Source organism: Streptomyces flavidovirens DSM 40150, assembly GCF_000429085.1.
In the GTDB taxonomy this organism is placed as follows: domain Bacteria; phylum Actinomycetota; class Actinomycetes; order Streptomycetales; family Streptomycetaceae; genus Streptomyces; species Streptomyces flavidovirens.
In genome coordinates, this window is the sequence record NZ_AUBE01000004.1 from 117,387 (window position 1) to 139,430 (window position 22,044).

The 22,044-nt window shown below is 70.0% G+C and carries 18 protein-coding genes, 1 tRNA gene, 1 pseudogene and 1 riboswitch; of the genes and pseudogenes, 5 read left to right on the forward strand and 15 right to left on the reverse strand.

Annotation, left to right across the window (positions count from 1 at the left end; translation table 11 throughout):
- Positions 1–57 precede the first annotated feature (57 nt).
- From G412_RS0107875 to G412_RS0107890, 4 genes and pseudogenes are all read right to left on the reverse strand, one after another.
- Positions 58–1,263 (reverse strand): phosphotransferase, encoded by a 1,206-nt coding sequence (locus G412_RS0107875; RefSeq protein WP_028811609.1) that lies wholly within the window; start codon positions 1,261–1,263, stop codon positions 58–60.
- 301 nt (positions 1,264–1,564) lie between these two features.
- Complete coding sequence (locus tag G412_RS0107880) at positions 1,565–2,155, reverse strand: lytic polysaccharide monooxygenase auxiliary activity family 9 protein (protein ID WP_028811610.1); 591 nt, start codon at positions 2,153–2,155, stop codon at positions 1,565–1,567.
- Positions 2,156–2,309: 154 nt separating this feature from the next.
- Positions 2,310–3,509, reverse strand: a pseudogene (locus G412_RS0107885) (SPFH domain-containing protein); the annotation flags it as partial.
- Positions 3,510–3,551: 42 nt separating this feature from the next.
- Positions 3,552–4,883: a peptidoglycan-binding protein gene (locus G412_RS0107890; RefSeq protein ID WP_028811612.1), complete on the reverse strand. Its 1,332-nt coding sequence runs from the start codon at positions 4,881–4,883 to the stop codon at positions 3,552–3,554.
- 169 nt (positions 4,884–5,052) lie between these two features.
- Here G412_RS0107890 and G412_RS0107895 point away from each other — a divergent pair.
- The 3 genes from G412_RS0107895 to glxA all read left to right on the forward strand — a co-directional run bounded on the left by G412_RS0107895 (position 5,053) and on the right by glxA (position 9,453).
- A tRNA-Lys gene (locus G412_RS0107895) sits at positions 5,053–5,126 on the forward strand.
- A gap of 449 nt (positions 5,127–5,575) precedes the next feature.
- A complete protein-coding gene (locus G412_RS0107900; protein WP_028811613.1) occupies positions 5,576–7,522 on the forward strand; it encodes a glycosyltransferase family 2 protein in 1,947 nt (648 codons plus the stop codon).
- On the forward strand, positions 7,519–9,453 hold the full coding sequence (glxA, locus tag G412_RS0107905) for a radical copper oxidase GlxA (RefSeq protein WP_028811614.1): 1,935 nt from the start codon (positions 7,519–7,521) through the stop codon (positions 9,451–9,453). The genes G412_RS0107900 and glxA overlap by 4 nt, the downstream gene beginning before the upstream one ends.
- A gap of 67 nt (positions 9,454–9,520) precedes the next feature.
- Here glxA and G412_RS0107910 read toward each other — a convergent pair whose 3' ends face one another.
- Positions 9,521–10,552 carry a glycoside hydrolase family 6 protein gene (locus G412_RS0107910; RefSeq protein WP_028811615.1) on the reverse strand — a complete coding sequence of 344 codons (1,032 nt, stop codon included), beginning with the start codon at positions 10,550–10,552 and terminating at the stop codon, positions 9,521–9,523.
- A gap of 142 nt (positions 10,553–10,694) precedes the next feature.
- Positions 10,695–10,861, forward strand: a riboswitch (cobalamin riboswitch).
- 34 nt (positions 10,862–10,895) lie between these two features.
- Here G412_RS0107910 and G412_RS0107915 point away from each other — a divergent pair.
- Together G412_RS0107915 and G412_RS0107920 are read left to right on the forward strand one after the other, a co-directional pair.
- Entirely contained in the window at positions 10,896–11,114 is a 219-nt protein-coding gene (locus tag G412_RS0107915; RefSeq protein WP_028811616.1) for a CbtB domain-containing protein, read from the forward strand.
- A gap of 16 nt (positions 11,115–11,130) precedes the next feature.
- Positions 11,131–11,895: a CbtA family protein gene (locus tag G412_RS0107920; protein WP_028811617.1), complete on the forward strand. Its 765-nt coding sequence runs from the start codon at positions 11,131–11,133 to the stop codon at positions 11,893–11,895.
- Positions 11,896–11,913: 18 nt separating this feature from the next.
- Here the strand turns inward: G412_RS0107920 and G412_RS0107925 are convergent, their stop codons facing one another.
- The 10 genes from G412_RS0107925 to G412_RS0107970 all read right to left on the reverse strand — a co-directional run bounded on the left by G412_RS0107925 (position 11,914) and on the right by G412_RS0107970 (position 21,859).
- A complete protein-coding gene (locus G412_RS0107925) occupies positions 11,914–12,612 on the reverse strand; it encodes a class F sortase (protein ID WP_028811618.1) in 699 nt (232 codons plus the stop codon).
- A gap of 1 nt (position 12,613) precedes the next feature.
- Positions 12,614–13,168 carry a hypothetical protein gene (locus tag G412_RS0107930; RefSeq protein WP_028811619.1) on the reverse strand — a complete coding sequence of 185 codons (555 nt, stop codon included), beginning with the start codon at positions 13,166–13,168 and terminating at the stop codon, positions 12,614–12,616.
- A 115-nt stretch (positions 13,169–13,283) separates the two neighbouring features.
- Positions 13,284–14,063, reverse strand: a complete 780-nt coding sequence (locus G412_RS0107935; RefSeq protein ID WP_028811620.1) for an HAD-IIA family hydrolase — start codon at positions 14,061–14,063, stop codon at positions 13,284–13,286.
- Positions 14,064–14,136: 73 nt separating this feature from the next.
- On the reverse strand, positions 14,137–15,675 hold the full coding sequence (locus G412_RS0107940; RefSeq protein WP_028811621.1) for an alkaline phosphatase family protein: 1,539 nt from the start codon (positions 15,673–15,675) through the stop codon (positions 14,137–14,139).
- A 109-nt stretch (positions 15,676–15,784) separates the two neighbouring features.
- Entirely contained in the window at positions 15,785–16,852 is a 1,068-nt protein-coding gene (locus tag G412_RS0107945; protein ID WP_028811622.1) for a 2-aminoethylphosphonate ABC transporter substrate-binding protein, read from the reverse strand.
- A gap of 49 nt (positions 16,853–16,901) precedes the next feature.
- A complete protein-coding gene (locus tag G412_RS0107950; protein WP_028811623.1) occupies positions 16,902–17,699 on the reverse strand; it encodes an ABC transporter permease in 798 nt (265 codons plus the stop codon).
- Positions 17,686–18,696 carry a 2-aminoethylphosphonate ABC transporter permease subunit gene (locus tag G412_RS0107955; RefSeq protein ID WP_078606874.1) on the reverse strand — a complete coding sequence of 337 codons (1,011 nt, stop codon included), beginning with the start codon at positions 18,694–18,696 and terminating at the stop codon, positions 17,686–17,688. Before G412_RS0107955 ends, G412_RS0107950 begins: the two co-directional genes overlap by 14 nt.
- A gap of 250 nt (positions 18,697–18,946) precedes the next feature.
- Positions 18,947–20,008: an ABC transporter ATP-binding protein gene (locus G412_RS0107960; RefSeq protein ID WP_028811625.1), complete on the reverse strand. Its 1,062-nt coding sequence runs from the start codon at positions 20,006–20,008 to the stop codon at positions 18,947–18,949.
- On the reverse strand, positions 20,008–20,715 hold the full coding sequence (locus tag G412_RS0107965) for a phosphonatase-like hydrolase (protein ID WP_028811626.1): 708 nt from the start codon (positions 20,713–20,715) through the stop codon (positions 20,008–20,010). The genes G412_RS0107960 and G412_RS0107965 overlap by 1 nt, the downstream gene beginning before the upstream one ends.
- Positions 20,716–20,737: 22 nt before the next feature.
- Positions 20,738–21,859: a TIGR03364 family FAD-dependent oxidoreductase gene (locus tag G412_RS0107970; RefSeq protein WP_028811627.1), complete on the reverse strand. Its 1,122-nt coding sequence runs from the start codon at positions 21,857–21,859 to the stop codon at positions 20,738–20,740.
- Positions 21,860–22,044: the final 185 nt, after the last annotated feature.

Consider the following 22,044-nt stretch of genomic DNA (forward strand, 5'->3'; position numbering starts at 1 on the left):
TCTCCTCTCGCCGTTTACTCCAGTCTGCGCCGTTGCGCCCAAGGTGGCCAACTCGGCTCAGGGGGCCAGCAGGTACTCGGCCCGCCGCACCAGGCGGTCGGTCAGCTCGGGCCACTGCGCGTCCAGTGCACGGAAGGGGCCGGTGGCCAGCCCGACCAGGACCACGGCCGTGCGGAGCACGAGTTCCTGGGGGTCGACGCGGGTTTCGAACCGCGCTCGCAACTGAGCGGCGAACGCCTCCGTGCGGGTGCGTGCCGATGGCTGCTGGGCGCGGGCGATCTGGTCGAGGTGAGCCAGCAGCATGGCGTAGTCGTCGGCCTGTACGCCACGGCCGGCGCGATCGACATCCAGCAGGCCGGTCACCACGTCGGTCGTCAGGAGCTGGGCGGGGTGCAGGTCGCCATGGACCGTCGCGGTCGGCTCGGACGGGAGAGTCTGGGCCGCGGCCACGATACGAGCCAGTGCGCCGGTCAGTCCGGGACGCAGTGCCGCGACGGTGCGGGCGTTGCGTTCGACGCTCTGCGCCGCGCCGATCGCTTGAGTGGTGAGTGGCACCCGCGCGACACGGTCGCAGAGGGACAGGATCGAGTCCGGGCGGGGCAAGGGCGCCTCGGTGAGCATCAGTTGTTCCTTCAACGTCCTTCCCGGCGCCGCGGGCAGAGCGACGATGCCCAGCGCCGGAGACCAGCCGAGGGCGGGCGGGACAGGCAACTGCGCGGCGAAGGCCGTCTGGGTCGCGTGCAGAGCTTCGCCCGTGGCCGGACGTACGACCTTGAGGAACAGACGCTGGCGATCCACCCGCGCCTCCACAACGGCCCGCCGTTCCGCCCGGTAGGAGCGGATCGCCAGCACGGGCCTGCCCGCGACGGCGCCGAAGACGTCCAGTACTTCGCGCACGCGGTCGGGGTCCATCGCCGCGGGCAGGCCGGGCAGGAACGGATCGTACGGGAAGCGCCAGAGCGCCACCCGGATGGGACCGCGCTCCAGGACGAGCGTGCCCTGCGGCGCGTCCCCCGTCACGGTCCTGGCGATCAGCGTCCAGGTGACCGGCTGTCCGCCCCCGGCGTCGGCGTCGGTCTCGGCCGGGCGGTCGACCCGGCACTCGTAATGGACGAGCAGCTTCCGGCCCGGTCGGTAGCTCGCCTGAACCGGGCGGTACGCCAGCAGCCGAGCCCCGGCTCGCTCCACGACTGCCCTGAGCATCGGCCCGGCGTCGTCACCCAGCAGGGTCGCGGCGGCGGGAAGCGCCGGGTCTTCCGGCATGAAACAGCTCATATCGACACGAGGGTAGAGCACACCACCCTCAGCAGCAGCCGTCGCGGCGCATCTGGTCCCCGGCCGTCGCCCAGCCGCCGGACGTGGCGGCCGTCGCACGGGTGGCCGGCCTCGGTCAGTGGTACGTACGAGCCGGGCTCCCGCGCCCACCGCACCGGGTCCCCGCAACGACGGCGGCCCCCGCGAGGGCCGCCGCGCTGAGCCACAGCGGGAATTCCGGCGAGTTGCCGGGCAGCACGGCGACGTGCGGCTCGGCTCCCCGTGGCGCCGGAGGTTGGCTGACCAGACGTCAGAAGCGGACGTCGGAGCAGGCGTAGAAGGCGTTCGTCGTGTCCGCGACGTTCCAGACCGCCAGGATGATGTGCCGCCCGGTCTTCGCGGCCGGAACCGTGCCCTGGTGGGTCAGGGTGGACGGCGGTTGCTGGCCGCCGTACGGGACGGTCAGGAACGGCTGCGATTCCAGGGCCGCGCGGGTGAGCGGCTTGCCGGCGTCCCAGCCGTTCTTGGTGATGTAGTACCTGAAGTCGCTGGTCGCGTGCCTGGCGGTGAACTGCCAGCGGAAGCCGTAGCCCTGGCCCGCGGTGAGCTTGGTGGCGGGCCAGGCTCCGCCGCGGGGGTCGTCGAGCTGGGCGAACTGGCTGTTGCCGCCGGCGCAGATCTTGCCGTCGGCCGGACCGGAGGTGGGGAATCCCTTCGGCCCTTCGACGCTCTGCGGTTCCCATTGGATGTTGCCGCAGCCGGTCACTGTGCCGTTGGCACAGAGTTTCTGACGGCTGATGGGTGAGTCGGTGTAGCCGTGACTGCTCGCGCTGCCGGTGCCCAGAAGGGACACCCCGGCTATCGCGAGGCCGACGACGGCCGCACCTGTCTTTATTCGCATGCTTCGCTCCTGAACGTGGGGGCAGTTCTGTGAGCTGTGCTGCGCGCGCATTGTGCGGTCTAGACCAAGTCTCAATGTATTAACGCCAGTTGGCTGTGTCCATATCAAAGACGTGTCTGAAAACAAAGACGTGTTCAGACCAATCGCGGACCTGTCACCGACCGTCCCCACGGCCCGTGTAGAACGCCACCGTCAGATCCTTCACGAGCGCCTTGCGCTCGTAGTCGTCCAGCTCGACGAGCCCGCGCGAGGTCAGCCGCGTCACCGTGTCGTCCACCGCGTCCACCACCGACGACAGCACACTGTCCCGGTGCTGCGCGTCGAGCGCCGCGACCCGCCTGCGCCGCATCGCCGCCGCCACCTCGGGGGCGTACTCGATCCGCGTCGGCTGCGCCGAGAAGACGTCGATACCCACCGGCGCCGCCTCCGCCGCCAGCATCCCGGTCAGCGCGCCACCGACCGCCTCCGCGTCGCGCAGCGTCGGCGCGGTGTCGTGGAACGCGTCGGCCGGCAACTGTGACAGCACCCGCGCCATCGCCGCCTCCACCTGCTCACGCAGGTACTGGACGTGGTCCTCGACGGCGAGCACCGCCCGCGCCGTGTCCCTGATCCGCCACACCACGAGCACCACGACCCGCAGCGCGACGCCGTTCGCGTCCACAGCCTCCATCGGCTCGCTGCGCCAGTGCCGCAGCCGTACGTCGACCCGGCGGCGCAGCAGCAGCGGGCTCACCCACACCAGGCCGCTGCGCCGCACGGTGCCCCGGTAGTCGCCGAACAGCGAGAGCACCCACGCGTATCCGACCCGCCCCCGGGCCAGACCGCCGAAGGCGAACAGCACGACCGTCACCAGGACGGCCAGCACCGCCCAGGTCCCGAGCGGGATTCCGTCGTACGGGCGAAGGGGCAGCCCGAGCAGTACGGCGGCTGGCCGGGGCACCGCCCCCGTCCACCACACCAGCGCCGCGCCCGCCACGAGCGCCCCCGCCCCCACGACGACCCCGCACCAGCCGGGCAGCGCGGGGCCCGGCCGCTCCGAGAGGCACGGGTCGGCGGGCGCAGCGGGCCGGGGAGCGGTCCGTACCCGCGCGGGCGCCGGGTCAAGCGCTTCCGGGGCAGGCCGCGGGGCGGCGGCACGGCCGTCGATACGCGGCTGCTCGCCGGTGCCCTTCCTGCGGCTGATCACCGAGGCGCCCGGCGGCAGCGTCAGCGCGCCCGGTCCGTGGTCGTCGCGGAACAGCAGATGCACCGGGATCTCGACGGTGGACTCGTTCCTGATGACGGGGGCCCGCGGCGCGGACTCGGTGTCCGGCAGTCCGGGAGCCGCCGGTGCGGTGGAGCCGTCCGGCTCCGAGGTCTCTGAAGTCGTGGTGCTCATCGTTCCTCCGTCATGCCGTCATGCGAAGAGCCGCCGCCAGGTCTGCGGGCCTGGGTAGCCGTCGGCCGCCGCGCCGCGCCAGCCCTGCGCGCGCTGGAACGCCTCGACGTTGCGCCGGTCCGCCTCGGTCCAGCGGGGTCCCGGCCCCGCCACGTAGTGCTTGCCGTAGCCCTTCTTCACCAGTTGTCTGCCGAGCTTCTCGACGTACTCGTTCGACTGGCCGGGCCTGAAGTACTGCCGGCCGGGGAACGCGGTGACGCCGACCGTGGCCCCCGTACCGCTGCCACTGCCGCCGCTGTCCGCCGGCGGGATGTCGTTGCCCTGGTTCTGCACCAGCAGCCGCCAGGTGTGCGGCCCCGGCAGTCCGTCGGCCTCCGCGCCGCGCCAGCCCTGGGCGCGCTGGAACGCCTCGGTGGCGCGCCGGTCGGCCTCGCCCCAGGCGGGCCCGGGGCCCACGCTGTAGAACCGCTTGCCGCCTCGGGCGACGAGCATCTTGCCGAGCTGGGTGACGTACCTGTTGTTCGCGCCCGGCCCGAAGTACTTCGCGCCCGGATAGGCCGTTGTGGTGGAACCGCCGCCGGCCGCGCCGTCGGCGATTCCGTTGTAGCGGTAGCCGACATAGCGCGAGGAGTTGTTCCAGTAGGCGTACGGGGTGGCCTGCATGCGGGTGTGCGGGCGGGTCTGCTCGTACGCGATGTAGTGGGTGCGCGCGGAGTCGGTCCAGCCGCCGAAGATCGTGACGTGCGAGCCCTTGTTCGGATCGGCCGGATTGTGGAAGAGGAGGATGTCGCCGGGCTCGAGCTGGTCCTTCGGCGTCTGCGTGCCGAACTGGGCCAGGCTCCCCGTCCATTCGTTGCCGTCGAGGTTCCAGGCCATCGAGACGTAGCCCGAGCAGTCCTGCCGGTACCCGTCGCTCCAGTACTTCTCCATGCTGTACGGGACCTTGGCGTCCACCCAGCGCTTGGCCCGGCTGATGATCTCGGCCCTGGTGATGAACCGCAGAGCCGGCCGCGCGGCCGTCGGAGTCGCGTGCGCGGTCTGGCCGTCCTGGCCCGGCCGCCCGCCGTGCAGCGGGCCGGGCCCGCCCTGCGGGGTGTCCGGGTCGTGGTCGGCTCCCGTACGGGCGGGCGCGTGCCCGGGGCCGGCGGCGCCCGCCGCGCCGGCCGCGCCGCCGCCGAGGACCACACCGGCGGCGGTGGCGAGCACCAGCGCGCGGCGGGCCCCGTGGGCGGCCGGGTGGCCGCCGGCCGCGACCGACAGGCCGAGGGCGGCGGCCCGGCGCTCCTGGGCGCAGCCCGGACAGCCACAGTCGGCCGCGGGCTCGTACTCCTCGAAAACCGGCATCGTCATGCGGTTCCACTCCCGTGGGGTTTTTTGGCGCGTCTGCACGGGTGACAGTGTTTCAACTGTCCGGACATAACGCATGTTGACGGTCCAAATGATAACCAAACGGACAGTACGCGGTGTGGCCGGTCCGGAGCACCCGCGACGGTCGGGTAAAGTTCTCGGAGTCAGACAGGCGCCGCTAGCTCAGTTGGTTAGAGCAGCTGACTCTTAATCAGCGGGTCCGGGGTTCGAGTCCCTGGCGGCGCACACGACGTCGAAGCCCTCTCACCGAGCGTGAGGGGGCTTCGGTGATTTCCGGACAGCTCACACCCCTGTCGCGCCCGTGAGGCAACCCCACCGAACCCATGTCGCAGGTGGTCCTCAAAGCCCGCGTATGACCGGTAAACACCTTGTTTCGCCCTTGCGATCAAGGCGGGGGTCATAGACCCTGTCCTGGAGCCATTGGCTCCCATGGGCCAGGCGGTTTCGGCGAGTTGGGGGCAGCCGACAGCCGGGGGGCTGACGGCGCACAGGGGGCGGGGGCCCCGTTCATGAACAGATCCCGGGGCGGGCATCATGCAACCGGAAGGTTGTCGTCCCATGTCTGAAGGGATGACAGCAGGACACCTGTGCGTCCGGGATGGTCGAGGGGGACCGGCACCGGGCGAAGAGACCGACGAACACACGCAGCCAGCATGCGTGCGGGGGGATGACCAATGACGTCGACGCCGACCGGCGCCCGGCACAACAACGACCCTTCCCGGACGGCGCAGCTTCGGGTACCCCCGCAGCTGCGGACCGGCGGGTCGCGCATACGAGCGAAGAAACCGCTGCCGAGGTACGACTACGAGCACTACAGCCGCCTCGCCGGGCCGCTGACCCAGCCCGACCCGGCCAAGCCGTACACCGTGCAGTACCGCTCGCTGCTCTCGCAGGAGCCGCACCGCATCCGCGCCGCCCTGCTGCTGTGCGCCGCGCCGCTGCTGTCGCTGGGGCTGTTCGTCTGGCTGATGCAGCCGGAGCACTGGACCGAGCGCGACCCGAACCTCAAGAACGACACGCTGCTGATCCTCGACATCGTCATGCTGGTCTCGATCGGACTGATCGAGCTCTTCCGCACGATGAACGTGCTGTCGAACGCGCACGCGACCCTGGTCGCCCGCGACCCCGTCCCCGTCGTGCCCGAGACCGGCACCCGCGTCGCCTTCCTCACCTCCTTCGTGCCCGGCAAGGAGCCGCTGGAGATGGTGACGAAGACTCTGGAGGCGGCCGTCAGGATCCGCCACCGCGGCCTGATGCACGTATGGCTCCTCGACGAGGGCAACGACCCGGCGGTCAGGGAGGTCTGCGAGCGCCTCGGCGTGCACCACTTCTCCCGCAAGGGCGTCGCGAAGTGGAACCAGGCCAAGGGCCCGCACCGCGCCAAGACCAAGCACGGCAACTACAACGCCTGGCTCGACGCGCACGGCGACAACTACGACTTCTTCGCCTCCGTCGACACCGACCACGTGCCGCTGCCCAACTACCTGGAGCGGATGCTCGGCTACTTCCGCGACCCCGACATCGGCTTCGTCATCGGGCCGCAGGTGTACGGCAACTACGACACCTTCGTCACCAAGGCCGCCGAGTCGCAGCAGTTCCTCTTCCACGCCCTGATCCAGCGCGCGGGCAACCGCTACGGCGCTCCGATGTTCGTCGGCACGTCCAACGCCGTACGCATCAGTGCGCTCAAGCAGATCGGCGGCCTGTACGACTCGATCACCGAGGACATGGCGACGGGCTTCGAGATCCACCGCGCCACGAACCCGGTCACCGGCAGGAAGTGGCGCTCCGTCTACACGCCCGACGTGCTGGCCGTCGGCGAGGGACCGACCGCCTGGACCGACTTCTTCACCCAGCAGCTTCGCTGGTCGCGCGGTACGTACGAGACGATCCTCAAGCAGTACTGGAGGGGCTACGGCTCGCTGCCCGCGGGCAAGCTCTTCAACTACACGATGATGATCATCTTCTATCCGATGTCCGCCATGAACTGGATCCTCGCGGCGCTCAGCTGCGCGCTGTTCCTTGGCATGGGTGCCTCGGGTGTGCAGATCGACCCGGCCATCTGGATGATGCTGTACGGCAACGCCTCGGCGCTCCAGATCGGCCTCTACATCTGGAACCGCCGCCACAACGTCTCGCCGCACGAGCCCGAGGGCTCCGGCGGCCTGGCCGGCATGGTGATGTCCGCCCTCTCGGCGCCGATCTACGCGCGCTCCCTCATGGACGCCGTACTGCGCCGCAAGTCCGGCTTCGTCGTGACGCCCAAGGGCGACTCCTCCAGCCCGGACACCCTCTTCGGCACCTTCCGTATCCACCTGTTCTTCATCCTGGTCTTCGGCGGGTCCCTCGTCTCCTCGTTCTTCTTCGGCCACAACCACCCCGCGATGATCACCTGGGCCACGCTCGCCCTGCTGATCACGGCGGCGCCGATCTTCGCCTGGCGCTGGTCCATGCGCCAGGCGAAGAAGAACAAGAAGAATCCGGACCGGCACGGGCCGCCGCCGAGCCAGTCGGAGCCTCCGGCCGGTCCCCCGCCGGAGGCCCACTCACCTCAGCCGAAGCCCACCTGGGCCGCTTCCGACCAGACCATGCAGATCGCCCTTGGGGGACGTAAGAAATGAACTACCGTCCGAGCCGCCGCACCCGCCGCCTGGCGATAACGGGTGCGGTGGTGCTCGCTCTGGCGGGGATGAACGGGCCCGCGCTCTACCGCTTCGGCTCGGAGCAGTACCACGACTACAAGATCAACCGGCCCGAGTACAAGGCGGAGAACGGCCACTGGGACTTCCTCGACGTCCCGTCCGAGTTCCGCATCAACACGATCCACGCCGCGCTGCTGCACACCGGCAAGGTGCTGCTGATCGCGGGCTCGGGCAACAACCAGAAGAACTTCGACGCCAAGAAGTTCGAGTCGGTGCTGTGGGACCCGAAGACCAACACGTACAAGAAGATCCCGACGCCCAAGGACATGTTCTGCGCCGGGCACACCCAGCTTCCCGACGGGAAGCTGCTCGTGGCGGGCGGCACCAAGCGGTACGAGAAGCTCGAAGGTGACGTCACCAAGGCCGGCGGCCTGATGATCGTCCACAACGAGGACCCGGACGCCCCCAAGACGCTGCCCGCGGGCACGATCTTCACGGGCAAGAAGAACGGCAAGACGTACGTCTCCAAGGACCCGGTCCTGGTGGAGAAGGCCAAGAAGATCTTCGACAAGCAGACCGGCCGGTTCCTGCGCACCGAGGCGGGGCTCGGCCGGATCTACGTCGAGGCCAAGGTGTCCGGCAAGAAGTACGAGTCCGGCACCGAGGACAACTACCGGGTCCACGGCCTGTCGGGCGCCGACGCCAGGAACGTGTACGGCATCGCCCAGAAACTCGCCCTCGACAAGAAGGACTTCCAGGGCATCAAGGACGCCTACGAGTTCGACCCGGTGGCGGAGAAGTACATCACCGTCGACCCGATGAACGAGGCCCGCTGGTACCCGACGCTCACCACGCTGGAGGACGGCAAGGTCCTGTCGCTGTCCGGCCTGGACGAGATCGGCCAGATCGTCCCCGGCAAGGATGAGATTTACGACCCCGTCACGAAGAAGTGGGAGTACACCGGGGTCATCCGGAAGTTCCCGACGTACCCCGCCATCTTCCTGATGAACAACGGCAAGCTCTTCTACTCCGGCTCCAACGCCGGGTACGGGCCCGCCGACGAGGGCCGTGAGCCGGGCATCTGGGACCTGAAGACCAACAAGTTCAAGAAGATCCCCGGCCTCAGCGACCCGGACATGATGGAGACCTCCGCGACCGTGCGGCTGCCTCCCGCCCAGGACGAGAAGTACATGGTCATCGGCGGCGGCGGGGTCGGCGAGTCGGAGAAGTCCAGCGAGAAGTCGCGCCTCGTCGACCTCAAGGAGCCGAACCCGCGCTTCGAGGACGGCGACTCGCTCGACGAGGGCACCCGCTACCCGAGCGCGTCCCTCATGCCCGACGACACCGTCCTGATCACCGGCGGCTCCAGCGACTACCGCGGGCGCGGCGGCTCGGACATCCTCCAGGCGCGGCTGTACGACGCCAAGACCGGCACGTACCGCCGGGTGGCCGACCCGGCCGTGGGCCGCAACTACCACTCGGGCTCGCTGCTGCTCCCGGACGGGCGCGTCATGATCTTCGGATCCGACTCGCTGTACTCCGACAAGGCCAACACCCGGCCCGGCGTCTTCGAACAGCGCATCGAGATCTACACGCCGCCGTACCTCTTCCGGGACGCGCGGCCGAAGCTCACCGGCGGCCCGAAGACGATCAAACGCGGGGGTACGGCGACCTTCAAGTCGGCGCACGCCGCGTCCGTCAAGGATGCCAAGTTGATGCGTCCCAGCGCTGTCACTCATGTCACCGACGTCGACCAGCGCACGGTCGCGCTGGAGATGAAGAAGACGAAGGACGGCATCTCGGTCACCGTGCCGAAGAACCGGGCGCTGGTCCCGTCCGGTTACTACATGCTGTTCGTGACGGACGATCAGGGCACGCCGTCCGAGGGGGTCTGGATCGAGGTGCCGTAAACCCTGGACAGTAAGGGAGGGCTGCCCCCGCCGGGCGGCCCTCCCTTCCTGTCCTGCGGCGCGAGAGCTACTTCGCGTTGCGGGCCAGTTCGAGCGCGTACTCCTCGTACCACTCGCCCGCCTTCGGGCCGCCCTTGCAGTCACCGTCCGACTCACCGGGACGCTTGATCCACAGGAACGCGTCGACCAGGTCGTCACCGGTCTTGGTGGTCGGCTTCTCACCGAGCGCGCGGCCCGGCGGGTTGCACCAGTTCTCCGCGGGGTCGCCCCCGGTGTACGGGCCGTTGCCGTTGCGGCTGGTGTCGATCACGAAGGGCTTGTTGCCGACCTTCGCCGAGAGCTTCTTGCCGAAGTCCTTGCTGACCTCGGTGGTCTGGAAGTTGGAGACGTTCACCGAGAAGCCGTCCGCCTTCGCGATCCCCGCCCGCTGAAGCGGCTCGAACAGCGAATCGGGCGACTTCCAGCCCGCGTTGCCGGCGTCCAGGTACACCTTGGCCTTCGGCTGCTGCTTGAGCCGCTCGATGGCCCCCTTGAGGAGGTCGTACCGCTCCTCGTGGAACTCCTCGGGCGTGCACCCGTCGACCAGGTGCAGCAACGCGTCCGGCTCCAGGATCACGGTCGCCGGGCGGTCGCCGATGCCCTTGGCGATCTCGTCGACCCACGCACGGTACGCGTTGCCGTCGGCCGCGCCGCCCTTCGAGAACTGCCCGCAGTCGCGGTGCGGGATGTTGTAAAGGACCAGCAGCGCGTCACGGTCGGCCTTCTCCGCCGCCTCCGTGTACCCCTTGGCCTGCGCCTCGGCGTTCTCCGGAAGAATCCACTCGGCGGCCGGCTGCTCGGCGATCTTCCTGATCAGCGCGGCCTTCTCCTCGTCGCCTTCCCTGGCGTACGCCGCGGCCTGCTTGGCGGCGCTGCCCTCCGGATTGACCCAGTACGGGTCGCTGCCCTTCGGCTGCTGCTTCAGCGGCGGCTGGTTCGTCTCCTCGCCCCCCTCACCACCGGACGAGGTGCAGCCCGTCAGCAGCAGCGCGGCTCCCACAGCCCCCACCGCGGCCAACCGGACACCCTTGCGCCTACGGCCGCTGTAACTGCCGTACATCCACTCCCCCTTGGCCGTACTCACGATGCACTGAAAAACTGAGAACACGAGGACCCCCCGGCCCCTCTCCCCGGACACATCCGGTCGAAACCATCCTGACACACCGGTCCGGAGCAAGGGGCGCACCGGCGATGGCCTGTTGACAGTGCTCAGCCAGGCTGGGACTCTCCGCAAGACAACTCCACACACATCGAGGCGACGGTGGACAGGAACCCGGTGCGAAGCCGGGACGGTCCCGCCACTGTGACCGTACGAGAGCCCAAGGCCCCCGTACGGAAGTCAGGAACTGACCCGTCGTCCTCCTGCATTGGGGCGTGGAAACCCCAGAAGGAGGCACACCGGTATGTCACTGCACACTGCGCAGCACACCGACACCGCGGCGGTCGAGTCCGCCACGACCACCACCCGCGACTGGCTGATCATGGCCGCCGCGGCGATCATCGCCGTGATCGCGCTCTACGCGGTCTTCATGGACAACGGCACAGTCGTCTCCGCGACGGGCGACTACCTGCACGAGTTCTCGCACGACGGCCGGCACCTCTTCGGTGCCCCCTGCCACTGATCGGGGCCGTCGCACCATGTCAACACCTGTACTGCCCCTGCTCGGACGCGGGCTCGCGGCGGGCGGGGTGGCCGGCCTTGCCGCCGGTCTCTTCTCCCTGCTCCTCGCAGAGCCCCTGATGGACCGCGCGATCCGGCTCGAAGAGGCACGCTCCGCCGCCGAAGATCACTCGCACGGGGCCGCCGCCACGGCCGTCCAGCACCACGAGGAACTGTTCTCCCGGTCCACCCAGCACTTCGGCCTGGTCGTCACGGCGGTCGTGGCGGGGCTGGCGCTGGGCGTGCTCTTCGCCCTCGCGTACGCCCTGGTGCACCGCCGTACGGGCCTCGGCGAACGGCCGTGGCCCCGCGCCCTGGCCTTCGGCGCGGCCGCCTTCGTGGCGGTCTCGCTGCTGCCGGGACTGCGCTACCCCGCCAACCCGCCGGGTGTCGGCGACTCCGGCACCGTCGCCAACCGCCAGTCGCTGTGGCTGGCCGCCGTCGTGATCGGCGTCCTCGGCATGGTGCTGGCCTGGCAGGTGTACGTACGCCTCGCGGACCGGTCGGTTCCGGTGCGCCACGTCGCGGTGGCCGTCACGGCGGTCGCCACGCTCGCGGTGCTCTTCGCACTGCCGGGCAACCCGGACGAGGTCCCGGTGGCGGCGACGCTGCTGTGGGACTTCCGCATGCTGTCGCTGGCTTCGCACGCGGTGCTGTGGGCGGTGTTCGCGGGGGTCTTCGGGGCGCTGGGGCTGCGGGCCGAGGCGCGCACGGCTCCGGCCGCGGCGCCGGTGGCGGCGTAACGGCGTAACGGCGTCCGGTCAGCCCTTGCCCGTACCCGTACCCGTGCCCGTCAGGTAGGCCGAGACCACGACGTTCGCCGTGTACGTGCGGGCCTTCTTGTCGTACGTGCCCCCGCAGGTGATCAGGCGCAGTTCCGCCCGGTCGCTTTCGCGGGGGCCGTACACCTTCCTCGGGTCGAAGCGTTCACGCGTGAAGACCTGGATGTCGTCGATGGTGAATTCCAGGCGTTCGCCGCCGGCCCCCGTCACCCGGATCTTCTCGCCGGGGCGCGCGGCGCTCAGCCCGTAGAAGACGGCCGGTCTGCTCTCGGTGTCGACATGGCCGACGAACAGGGCGACTCCCGGAGCACCCGGCAGGGCCCCTTCCCCGTACCAGCCGACCTTCGAGGACTGGTGGTACGGCGGCGGATCGACGGCGCCCCACCGGTCGAGCCCACGGCGCACGACGGGCGCCGTGATGCCCAGGGAGCGCACGTCGAGGTGGTGCGGCGTCGCGCCGTCGACGGGTGGGTGCGCGGGAGGCAGCGGCGCTCCCAGCGGACGGCCGACAGCGGCCACGTCTCCGGTGGTCGGCGCCGAGCTGCCGCCGGGGCCTTCGGTCACCTCGCGGCCCCACAGCCACAGCCCGAGCAGCAGCACCGCCCACGCGACACCGGTCAGCAGCCGCCCACCGCCGCTGCCACCGCCGCCGTCGGCGGGACGGTCCTCGGCGGACATGTCAGTCCGAGTCCGTACGACGGCGGCGTACGCTCCGGTACGCCACGGCGACGGCCGCCACGCCTGCCAGTACCAGGCCGATCACGGTGTGCGGCGTTCCGGGCCCGCCCTCGTCGACCGCAGCGACTTCGGCCGTACCGCCGCCGCCCGCGTGCACGGGTGCGACGGGCGTCGCGTGGTGGGTCGGGTGGTGCGTGGGCTCGTGGTGGTGGACGACCGTGACCGTGCCGCTCGCCCGGCCGCCGTCCTTGCACTTCACCCGGATCTCGTAGTCCCCGGCCTCGGCGTCCGAGCGGATGCGGGCCTCGGCGAAGAGGTCGCCGCGGTCCGCCGCCGGGCTGAAGTGGGCGGGCGACGAGAAGGCGTCGGACGTACCGGTGGCGTGTCTGCCCCCGCACACGTCGACCCGCAGATCCACCTCCCCGCCCGGAGCGATCGTGGACGGGGTGACGACGACCCGGCCCCCGGCCTCGTTGCCGGCGTGGGCGGCGGCTGCGGGCGCAAGGACCGCCGCGGCCGCCACGCCGGCACAGAGAGCAAGTTGCAGTGAGCGCATAGTGAACCTCCTGGTACTACGAAGATTCACCGGTACGGCCGGTTTCCGCATCTCCAGGGGCCCGCCACTGCGCCGTACGGACCCCTGGAGCGATCACCGACCCATCACCGACCGGTCAGACGCGGTCGACGAGATCCGCGATCGAATCGACGATCTTCGAGGGCCGGAACGGGTAGCGGTCGACGTCCGCGGGCCCCGTCAGACCGGTCAGGACCAGGAACGTCTCCATACCCGCCTCAAGGCCCGCCAGCACATCCGTGTCCATCCGGTCGCCGATCATCGCACTGGTCTCGGAGTGCGCGCCGATCGCGTTGAGCCCGGTCCGCATCATGAGCGGGTTGGGCTTGCCGGCGAAGTACGGGTCCTTGCCGGTCGCCTTCGTGATGAGCGCGGCGACGGCGCCGGTGGCGGGCAGCGGGCCCTCGCGGCTCGGGCCGGTCTCGTCGGGGTTGGTGCAGATGAAACGCGCGCCGGCGTTGATGAGCCGGATGGCCTTGGTGAGCGCCTCGAAGCTGTACGTACGCGTTTCGCCCAGCACCACGTAGTCCGGGTCGTGGTCGGTCAGGACGTAACCGATGTCGTGCAGCGCGGTGGTCAGTCCCGCCTCGCCGATGACGTACGCCGTGCCGCCGGGCCGCTGGTCGTCGAGGAACTGCGCGGTGGCGAGCGCCGAGGTCCAGATGTTCTCGACCGGCACGTCCAGGCCCATGCGGAAGAGGCGGGCGTGGAGGTCGCGGGCGGTGTAGATCGAGTTGTTCGTCAGCACCAGGAAGGGCCTGCCCGACTCGCGGAGCCGCTTGATGAAGGCATCGGCTCCGGGGATGGGCGTTCCCTCGTGGATGAGGACACCGTCCATGTCGGTGAGCCATGATTCGATCGGCTTGCGCTCTGCCATGTGCCGGACTCCTGCCGTACGCAAAAAAACGCTGGGGCGCCCGGACCACACCGTCCGGGCGCCCCCAGCCTAATCAGGCTGCCGTGATCTTGACCCCGTCGATCACCCAGTACCAGTTGTTGCTGCCGGTGTAACGGAAACGGAAGCTGACGCTGGTGGCCCCGGAAGGGACGTTCAAGGTCAGCGACTGGGGCTGCGAGATGACGTCCGAGGTGTACGACGTGACCGCGACCGGAGTCCCGCCGTTCCAGGAGGCGAGGATCTGGGCGCTCTGACTGCCCTCCTGGCGGTAGAAGGTGGTGAAGTCGAGCTTCACGGTGGCTTTGCCGCCGACGGCGTACGCCGGGGTGACGAGCGTCGAGTCGTACGTACCGGAGAAGGCCTTGTCCGCCCACTCGTCGGAGTCCGCGACGGCGAAGACGCCGCGCGCTCGGACGTTGAGCTCGCGGGACTGGTCGCGCTGGGTCCTGGACCAGAACTCGTCGGTGGCGAAGGACCAGCCGCGCCACTCGGTCATGCCGCCCGTGCCCATGGCGTTGTTGATGACGGACCAGCCGCTGGGCGCGGTGTGCGTGAAGCCGAGGACACCGGCCGGGATGCCGGTCTCGTCGACGCGGGCGGAGAGGGAGGTCTGCAGGGCGTCGAAGGGGTCGGTGGAACGCTCCTGGACGGGCTTGCCGTCCAGACCCCAGGCGGGGTCGGGCGTGATCCCGAGCTGCTTGAAGACGGTGGCGGCGACATCGACGAGGCGGGTGTCGACGGGCCGGGCGCCGGCCGCGATGCCGGGACCCCGGGCGAGGATGAACGTACGGCGTTCCTCGATGGCGCTTCCGCCGTGGCCGCCCGCGTCGGTGTGGCCGTGGTCGGTGGTGACGATGACGGTCCAGCGCTCGGAGGCGTACGTCGGGCGTGCCTTGATGGCGGCGAGGAGCCGGCCGACGTAACCGTCCTGTACGTCAATGGCTTCGAGGTATTTCGGGCTGGCGGCGCCGGAGTTGTGGCCGACGATGTCGGTGTTGCCGAAGTAGACGAAGAGGACGTCGGGGTTCTGGTAGCGCAGGACCGACTCGGTCTCGGTGGCGATGGTGGCGTCGTGGCCGGTGTAGCCGTCGGCGTCACCGTCGAGTACGAGCTTGGCGTCGGCGCCGGGGGTGACCGTGCCCTGGGTGTCCAGGGGCTTCCAGTCGACGGCGGCGTACGTGGAGAGGCCGGGGCGGACCTGGGCGAGGCGGGCGAGGAAGCCGGGGTACTTGGCGTAGTTCTTGCCGGTGAAGGAGTTGTCCCGCACGCCGTGCTTGTCGGGCCAGACTCCGGTGGAGATGGTCGACCAGCCGGGGCCGGACGAGGTGGCCGCCATCGGGTTGGCGTACAGCAGCGAAGTGCCGTACGTGCCGTTCGCCATCAGGGACTTGAGGTGCGGGGCCTTGGCAGCAGTGATTCTGTCGTGGCGCAGGCCGTCCATGCCGATCACGAGCACCTTGTCGAGGCTGGTGCCGTTGGGGAGGGTGGGCGCGGCCGCGGCGGGAGTAGCGGTGAGCGATCCGGTGGCGGCGACGGCGGCTGCTGCTGTGCCGGCGGCGAGGACGGAACGTCTGGGTATACCTCGGGACATGTGATCCTCCAAGGAAAAACACGGGGGTCCGGACCAGACCCGTTACCTTCGCGTGATGACGGAGGCCGGTCCAGACCCTCGCAGCCAAGCTTGGCCGAATGGTTACTGATCAGCTTCCAGTTGCCGACTTCCAGGCGTCGACGTAGTCGTCGAGGTTGGCGCCGATGTCGTTCCAGTCCGGCTCGAAGACATCAACTCCCTTGAGCAGCTGGGTGAGTTCGGTCGCGTTGACGCCCGTGCCCTTGATGTCCGAGCGGGCCGGGAAGCCGCCGCCGACATCGCTCACCTGTTGCTGCGCGCCCTCGGCGAGCATGAAGTCGAGGAGCTTCTTGCCGTTCTCGGTGTGCGGAGCCTTGTTGACCAGTCCGGCGGCATACGGCAGCGCGAAGGTGGTGGGCTTGCCGCCCTCCTTCGCCGGGAACCAGATGCCCAGGTTCGGCATGGACTTGGACTGCGCGAAGTTCATCTGTACGTCGCCGTTGGCGACCAGGATCTCGCCCTTGTCGACCTTCGGCGCGAGCTTGGAGGTGGAGGAGGACGGGCCGACGTTGTTGGCCTGGAGCTTCTTCAGGTACTCCATCGCCGGCTCCTTGCCGCCGAAGTCGTGCATGGCCTTGATGACGACGGCGGTGCCGTCACCCGCGACTCCGGGCGTGGAGTACTGGAGCTTGTCCTTGAAGAAAGGATCGAGCAGATCCTCCCAAGTCGTGGGCGCGTCGGCGCCCTTGAGCTCCTTGGTGTTCCGGATGAACCCGAAGTAGTTGTTGACTACGGAGGTCCACTTGCCGTCGGCCGCCTTGTTCGCTGCGGCGACCTTGTCGGCGCCCCGGGGCGCGTACTTCTGGAGCAGCCCTTTGGCGTCCGCCTGCTGGATGAAGGGCGGGAGGGTGACGATGACGTCGGCCTGGGTGTTGGACTTCTCGCGAACGGCGCGCTGCACCATCTCGCCGGAGCCGCCCTCGACGTACTTGACCTTGATGCCGGTCTTCTTCTCGAAGTCCTTGAAGACCTGGTCGTACCAGCCGTCGCCGTTCTCGCCCTTGAGGCCGTCGGCGCTGTAGACGGTGACGGTCTTCTCGTCGGAGGCGGCGGAGGCGCCACCGCAGGCGGACAGGGAGGCGGCGAGGACGAGGCTGCCGGTGACGGCGGTGACCGGCTTGATGGGGTTACGGGCCATGACGTTTCGCATCTCCTTCAGGAGGGTCGTGTCAGCCAGGAGGGTCGTGTCAGCGGAAGGAAGCTCTGGTACGGATACGGGAGACCGCGAGCAGGACGAGCAGCGTCGTACCCATGAGGACTACGGCGACTGCCGAGCCGGTGAAGAGGGAGCCGCGGTCGGTGGCGGTGAAGATCTGGACCGGGAGCGGCATCCAGTCGGGTGGGTAGAGCATCATCGTGGCGCTCAGCTCGCCCATGGACAGGGCGAAGCAGAGCCCGGCGGCCGCGTTGAGCGACGGCAGCAGGAGCGGGAGCTTCACCTTCCACAGGACGTACGAGGGGCGGGCACCGAGGGATGCGGCTGCCTGCTCGTACACCGGGTCCAGACGCAGGATGGCGGCCGAAACCGACTGGTAGGCGAACGCCGTGACGAGAACGGTGTGCGCGAGGATCACGATCCAGCGCGTTCCGTTGAGCAGCATGGGCGGCTGCGAGAACGCGACGAGGACGGCGAGGCCGACGACCACGGACGGCACCGCGACGGGCAGCATGAACAGCGCGTCGAGCACCCGCTTTCCGTTCTTCTTGAGCGCGGCGGCGGCGAGGGCCGCCCAGGACCCGGCCGTCAGGGCGAGCAGGCTGGCCGCGAGGGCGGTGACCAGGCTGGTGGTGAGGGCCTGCAGAGACTCTCCGCGTACGGCGGAGGTGTAGTGCCCGGCGGTCGGTCCCGAGGGGAAGGCGCCGGACCAGTTGGTGGCGAAGGACGCGGCGAGGATGACGAGGAGGGGGAGGGCGAAGAGGGGAACGAAGAGGACGAGGAAGAGCGCCCGGGCCGCCCACTTTCCCGTACGGCTATGCACCAACACGACGGCTCACCACCCGGTAAAGGCTGTAGAGGCCCACGGAAATCGCGATGTTGACGACGGCGACGACGCAGGCGGCGGGGTAGTCGGATTCGAGGATCGCCTTGCTGTAGACGAGCATCGGCAGGGTTGTGACGCCCTTGGCTCCCGTGAAGAGCACGATCCCGAACTCGTTCAGGCACATGACGAGGACGAGGCTGCCGCCGGCCGCGAGGGCGGGGAGCGCCTCGGGGAGGATCACCTGCCGGATGATCCGTGCGGGCTTCGCACCCAGCGACGAGGCCACTTCCAACTGCGCGGTGTCGAGCTGGGAGAAGGCGGCGAGCAGGGGCCGCATCACGAAGGGCGTGAAGTACGTGATCTCGGCGAGGAGTACGCCCCAGGGTGTGGTGAGGAAGTGGAAGGGCCCTTCGGCCGCGCCCGTGACGTCTGTCCAGACACCGTTGGCCATCCCGACGGTGCCGTAGATGAACAGCAGCGCGAGGGTGATGAGGAAGGACGGAAAGGACAGAAAGACATCGATGAACTTCGCGACCGCTTTGCCGCCGGGGAAGGGCACGAAGGCGATGACGAGGGCGAGTACGAACCCGAGGACGAGACACCCGACGGTCGCCCCGACGGCCAGCCATACAGTGGTGGACAGCGCTTCACGGAACGCCTCGGAGGCGAAGACCTCGGCGTAGGGCTCGACGGAGGGCTCGACGGAGGTGCCGCCCTCGTCGGGCGAGAAGGACTGCTGGACGACGAGGCCGAGCGGGTAGAGGAAGCCGAGCGCGAGCACGGCCACGGGCGGAAGTGCCCAGATCCAGCGGGGGGCGGCGCGGGGCGACTTGGCAGCGGGTCGGCCGGGGCGATGCGGCTCGGCAGCCGACCGGGCGGGGCGGTGGCCGACGGGCCGGCCGGCGGGCGCGGCGCCGCTGGGCCGCTCCGGGTGGTGACCGGCGGGCCGGCCGGCGGGCGCGGCTGCGACGGGCCGGTCAGGTCCGTGGTCGGCACGCACACCACCGCCGGGAGCAGCGGGGCGGTTGGCCGTGCCTGGTTCGGGCCGGTCGACGGGCCGGTTCTCGCGCCCAGCGCCGGGCGCGGGACCGGGGGTCGCGGGCCGGGCGTCGGCACCTGCCGCGGTCCCCGACGGCGTGGTGCCGCCCACGAGGGTACCCGCGCCTTCTCCGCCATCCGCACGAGTGGTACGGATGCGTACCCCCGCACGACCGGAGGCTGGGCGGCGGCCCGCAGGCAACGGATTCGCGTCAGCCATCGGACACCCCCGCCCCCAGCAGCACCGCGTCCTCAGCGGCGAAGTGCACGGTGACCTCCTCCCCCAGCTCCGGAGTCGCCCGCAACTCACGCAGGTCCGCCTTGAGGCGGTGACCGCCCACATCGACGTACAGCCGGTGCGTGGCACCACGCCACTGCACCTCCGTGACGGTGCCGCGCAAAGCGTTCGGCCCCTCGCCGAGCCCGACGAGATGCGGGCGTACGCACAAGGTGGCTGTCGCCCCACTCGTCGCACCCCCGGTGGCGACGTTCAGCGACGTACCGGCAAAGGAGACAACCCCCGCGCCCTCCCCACCGACCGTGACCGGCAGCAGATTCGCGTTGCCGACGAACGAAGCCGTGAACTCGGTCGTCGGCCTGCGGTAGAGCTGCTGCGGCGTACCGCAGTCCTGGAGCCGCGCCTTGTCCATGACGGCGATACGGTCCGCGAGGGTCAGCGCCTCGACCTGGTCATGGGTGACGTACAGGATCGAGACGTCGGGCAACTCCCGGTGCAGCCGCGCCAGTTCGGCCAGCATCCCGGACCTGAGCTGCGCGTCGAGCGCCGACAGCGGCTCGTCGAGAAGCAGCACGCCGGGCCGGATGGCGAGCGCGCGGGCGATCGCGACGCGCTGCTGCTGCCCGCCGGACAGCTCGCGCGGATAGCGCTTGGCGTACGACGCCATGCCGGTCATGTCCAGCGCCTCGGCGACCCGCCCGGGGATCTCGTCCTTGACGGCCTTCTGCGCCTTCAGCCCGAAGGCGACGTTGTCCTCGACGCGCAGGTGCGGGAAGAGCGCGTACTGCTGGACGACCATGCCGATGCCGCGCCGGTACGGCGGCAGCCGTGTGACGTCGCGCTCCCCGATGAAGACCCGCCCCGAGACGGGCTGCACAAACCCCGCGACAGCGCGCAGGGCGGTGGTCTTGCCGGACCCCGAGGGACCGAGCAGGGCCATGACCTCACCCGGTTCGACGGTCAGGTCGAGGGAGTCGAGCACGGTGTTCCCGCCGTACGCCACCGAAACGTTGTCGAAGCGGATGCCGCTGGTCATCAGCCCTCCCTCGCCGGCAGGCCGGCCAGCAGACCGGGCAACTCCCCGACGGAGCCGAGGACGTGCGTGGCACCGTGCGCGAGCAACTGCTCCCGGCCGTGCGCGCCGGTCAGGACGCCCGCGACGACGCCGGCGCCGGAGCGGACGCCGCTGAGCATGTCGTACGACGTGTCGCCGGCGACCGCGATCTCCCGCACCCCGTCGGCGGCCCCCGTGCGCAGCAGCGCGGCGAGCACCATGTCCGGGTACGGGCGGCCGCGGCCCCCCGCGTCGGCCGGGCAGAGCGTCAGTTCGACGAGCCCCTGCCAGCCGAGCGCGTCGAGGATCGCGTCCTGTGTGACGCGGGCGAACCCGGTGGTCAGGACCACGCGTCGGCCGTCGGCACGCAGCTTCTCGATGGTCTCGCGGGCGCCGGGGACGGGCGCGATGTGCCCGGCGTCGACGAGGCTGCCGTACGCCTCCTCGAAGGCGGCGTTGGCCCGCTGGGCCATGCCTTCGTCCCCGAAGAGGTGCCGGAAGACGGAGATCTTGGACTCGCCCATGGTGGCGCGTACGTAGGCGAGCTTCGCGGCGTGATCGTCGGATCCCGGCTCGACACCGAGGCGCTGGGCGGCGGCGGAGAAGGCCTGCTCGACGAGTCCGCCGTCGGCGACGGTGGTGCCGGCCATGTCGAGGACGACGAGCTTTACGGTGTGCGTGTCATTCATGTGTGTGTTGTTCATGTGCGTGTCACCAGCCCAGTTCGTTGGCGGTCGTTTCGGCGATGGCCGGCGAGCAGGTCATGCCGCGACCGCCGGGCCCGGTCACCAGCCACACGCCGTCGCGCACCTGCTGACGGTGTACGACGCGTCTCGTGTCGGTGCACTGCGCGTAAACGCCCGCCCAGCGGTGCCGGATCTTGGGGAGCGGGCGGCCGAGGAAGGACTCGGCGACCCGGGCGACGTGCTCGTACGGCTCCTCGACGACGTCGAAGGCGAAGGGGTGCTCGTACTCGTGGGTGTCGCCGATGGTCAGTCCGCCGTCGCGGCGCTGGACCATGAGCAGTTGCATCTTGTGCGCGGCGGCGGTCGGCTCCTGGGCCTGGGCGGCGTTCAGGGCGTCGAGGGCGGCGCTCGCGTACGCGGGGTAGTAACGGAAGCTGTCGGCGTCGGCGACGGAGGTGGTGAGGGCCTCACCGAGGGGCTCGGTCTGCATCATCTGGAGGCGGACACGGCGTACGGGGAGGTCGGGAACGAGCTCCTTGACGAGCCCGCCGAGCCAGGCGCCCGTACAGAGGATGACCGCGTCGCCGGTGTGTACGTCGCCGTGGTCGTCGCGGACGGCGTTCCGCCCCACGACCTCGCGGACTTCGCGCCCGCCGAGGAAGGTGTAGCGGCCGGACTCCAACAGCGCTTGCTTGAGGGCGAGTTGGGCAGTGCGCGGCTCGACGGCGGCGTCGCGCTCGCACCACAGTGCGGCTTCGAAGGCACCGCGCAGGGCGGGGTTGACGGCGCGGGCCTCGTCGGCGGTCAGCAGCTTGTAGCCGCGGGCGGCCGCGTCGGGGCGGTTCAGTGCGGCCTCGGCGACGGCCAGCTCCAGGTCGTTGCGTACGGGGGTCAGCGAGCCGATGGCCCGGAAGCCCAGCTCGGGAATGCGGGCCCCGATGCCCTCCCACAGCTCGCGGGCGCGCAGGGCCGTCTCCAGCTCCTCACCGCCCGCGCGACCGCTGACCCATATCTGACCGAAGTTGCGGAGGCTGGCCCCGCGGGCTTGCGTCTCGCGCTCGATCTGGACGACCTCGTGGCCGCGTTCCACTGCGTGCCAGGCGTGCATGGTTCCTACGACGCCGGCTCCTACGACTATGACTCTCACGGCGGCCACGCTCCTTGCGGCGAGTGGCCCGTTCGAATCCGCCCGGCAACGACGCGGTGAACAGCCCCCCAAGGATGGCCTAGACCCGTTACCTTTCCGTGATATAGCGCCGAGGCCGGACACCTCGATGAGGAGCCCGTTCTCGCCCTCGGCGGGGGGCTCCTCCCCAACTGCGCTAACCAGTC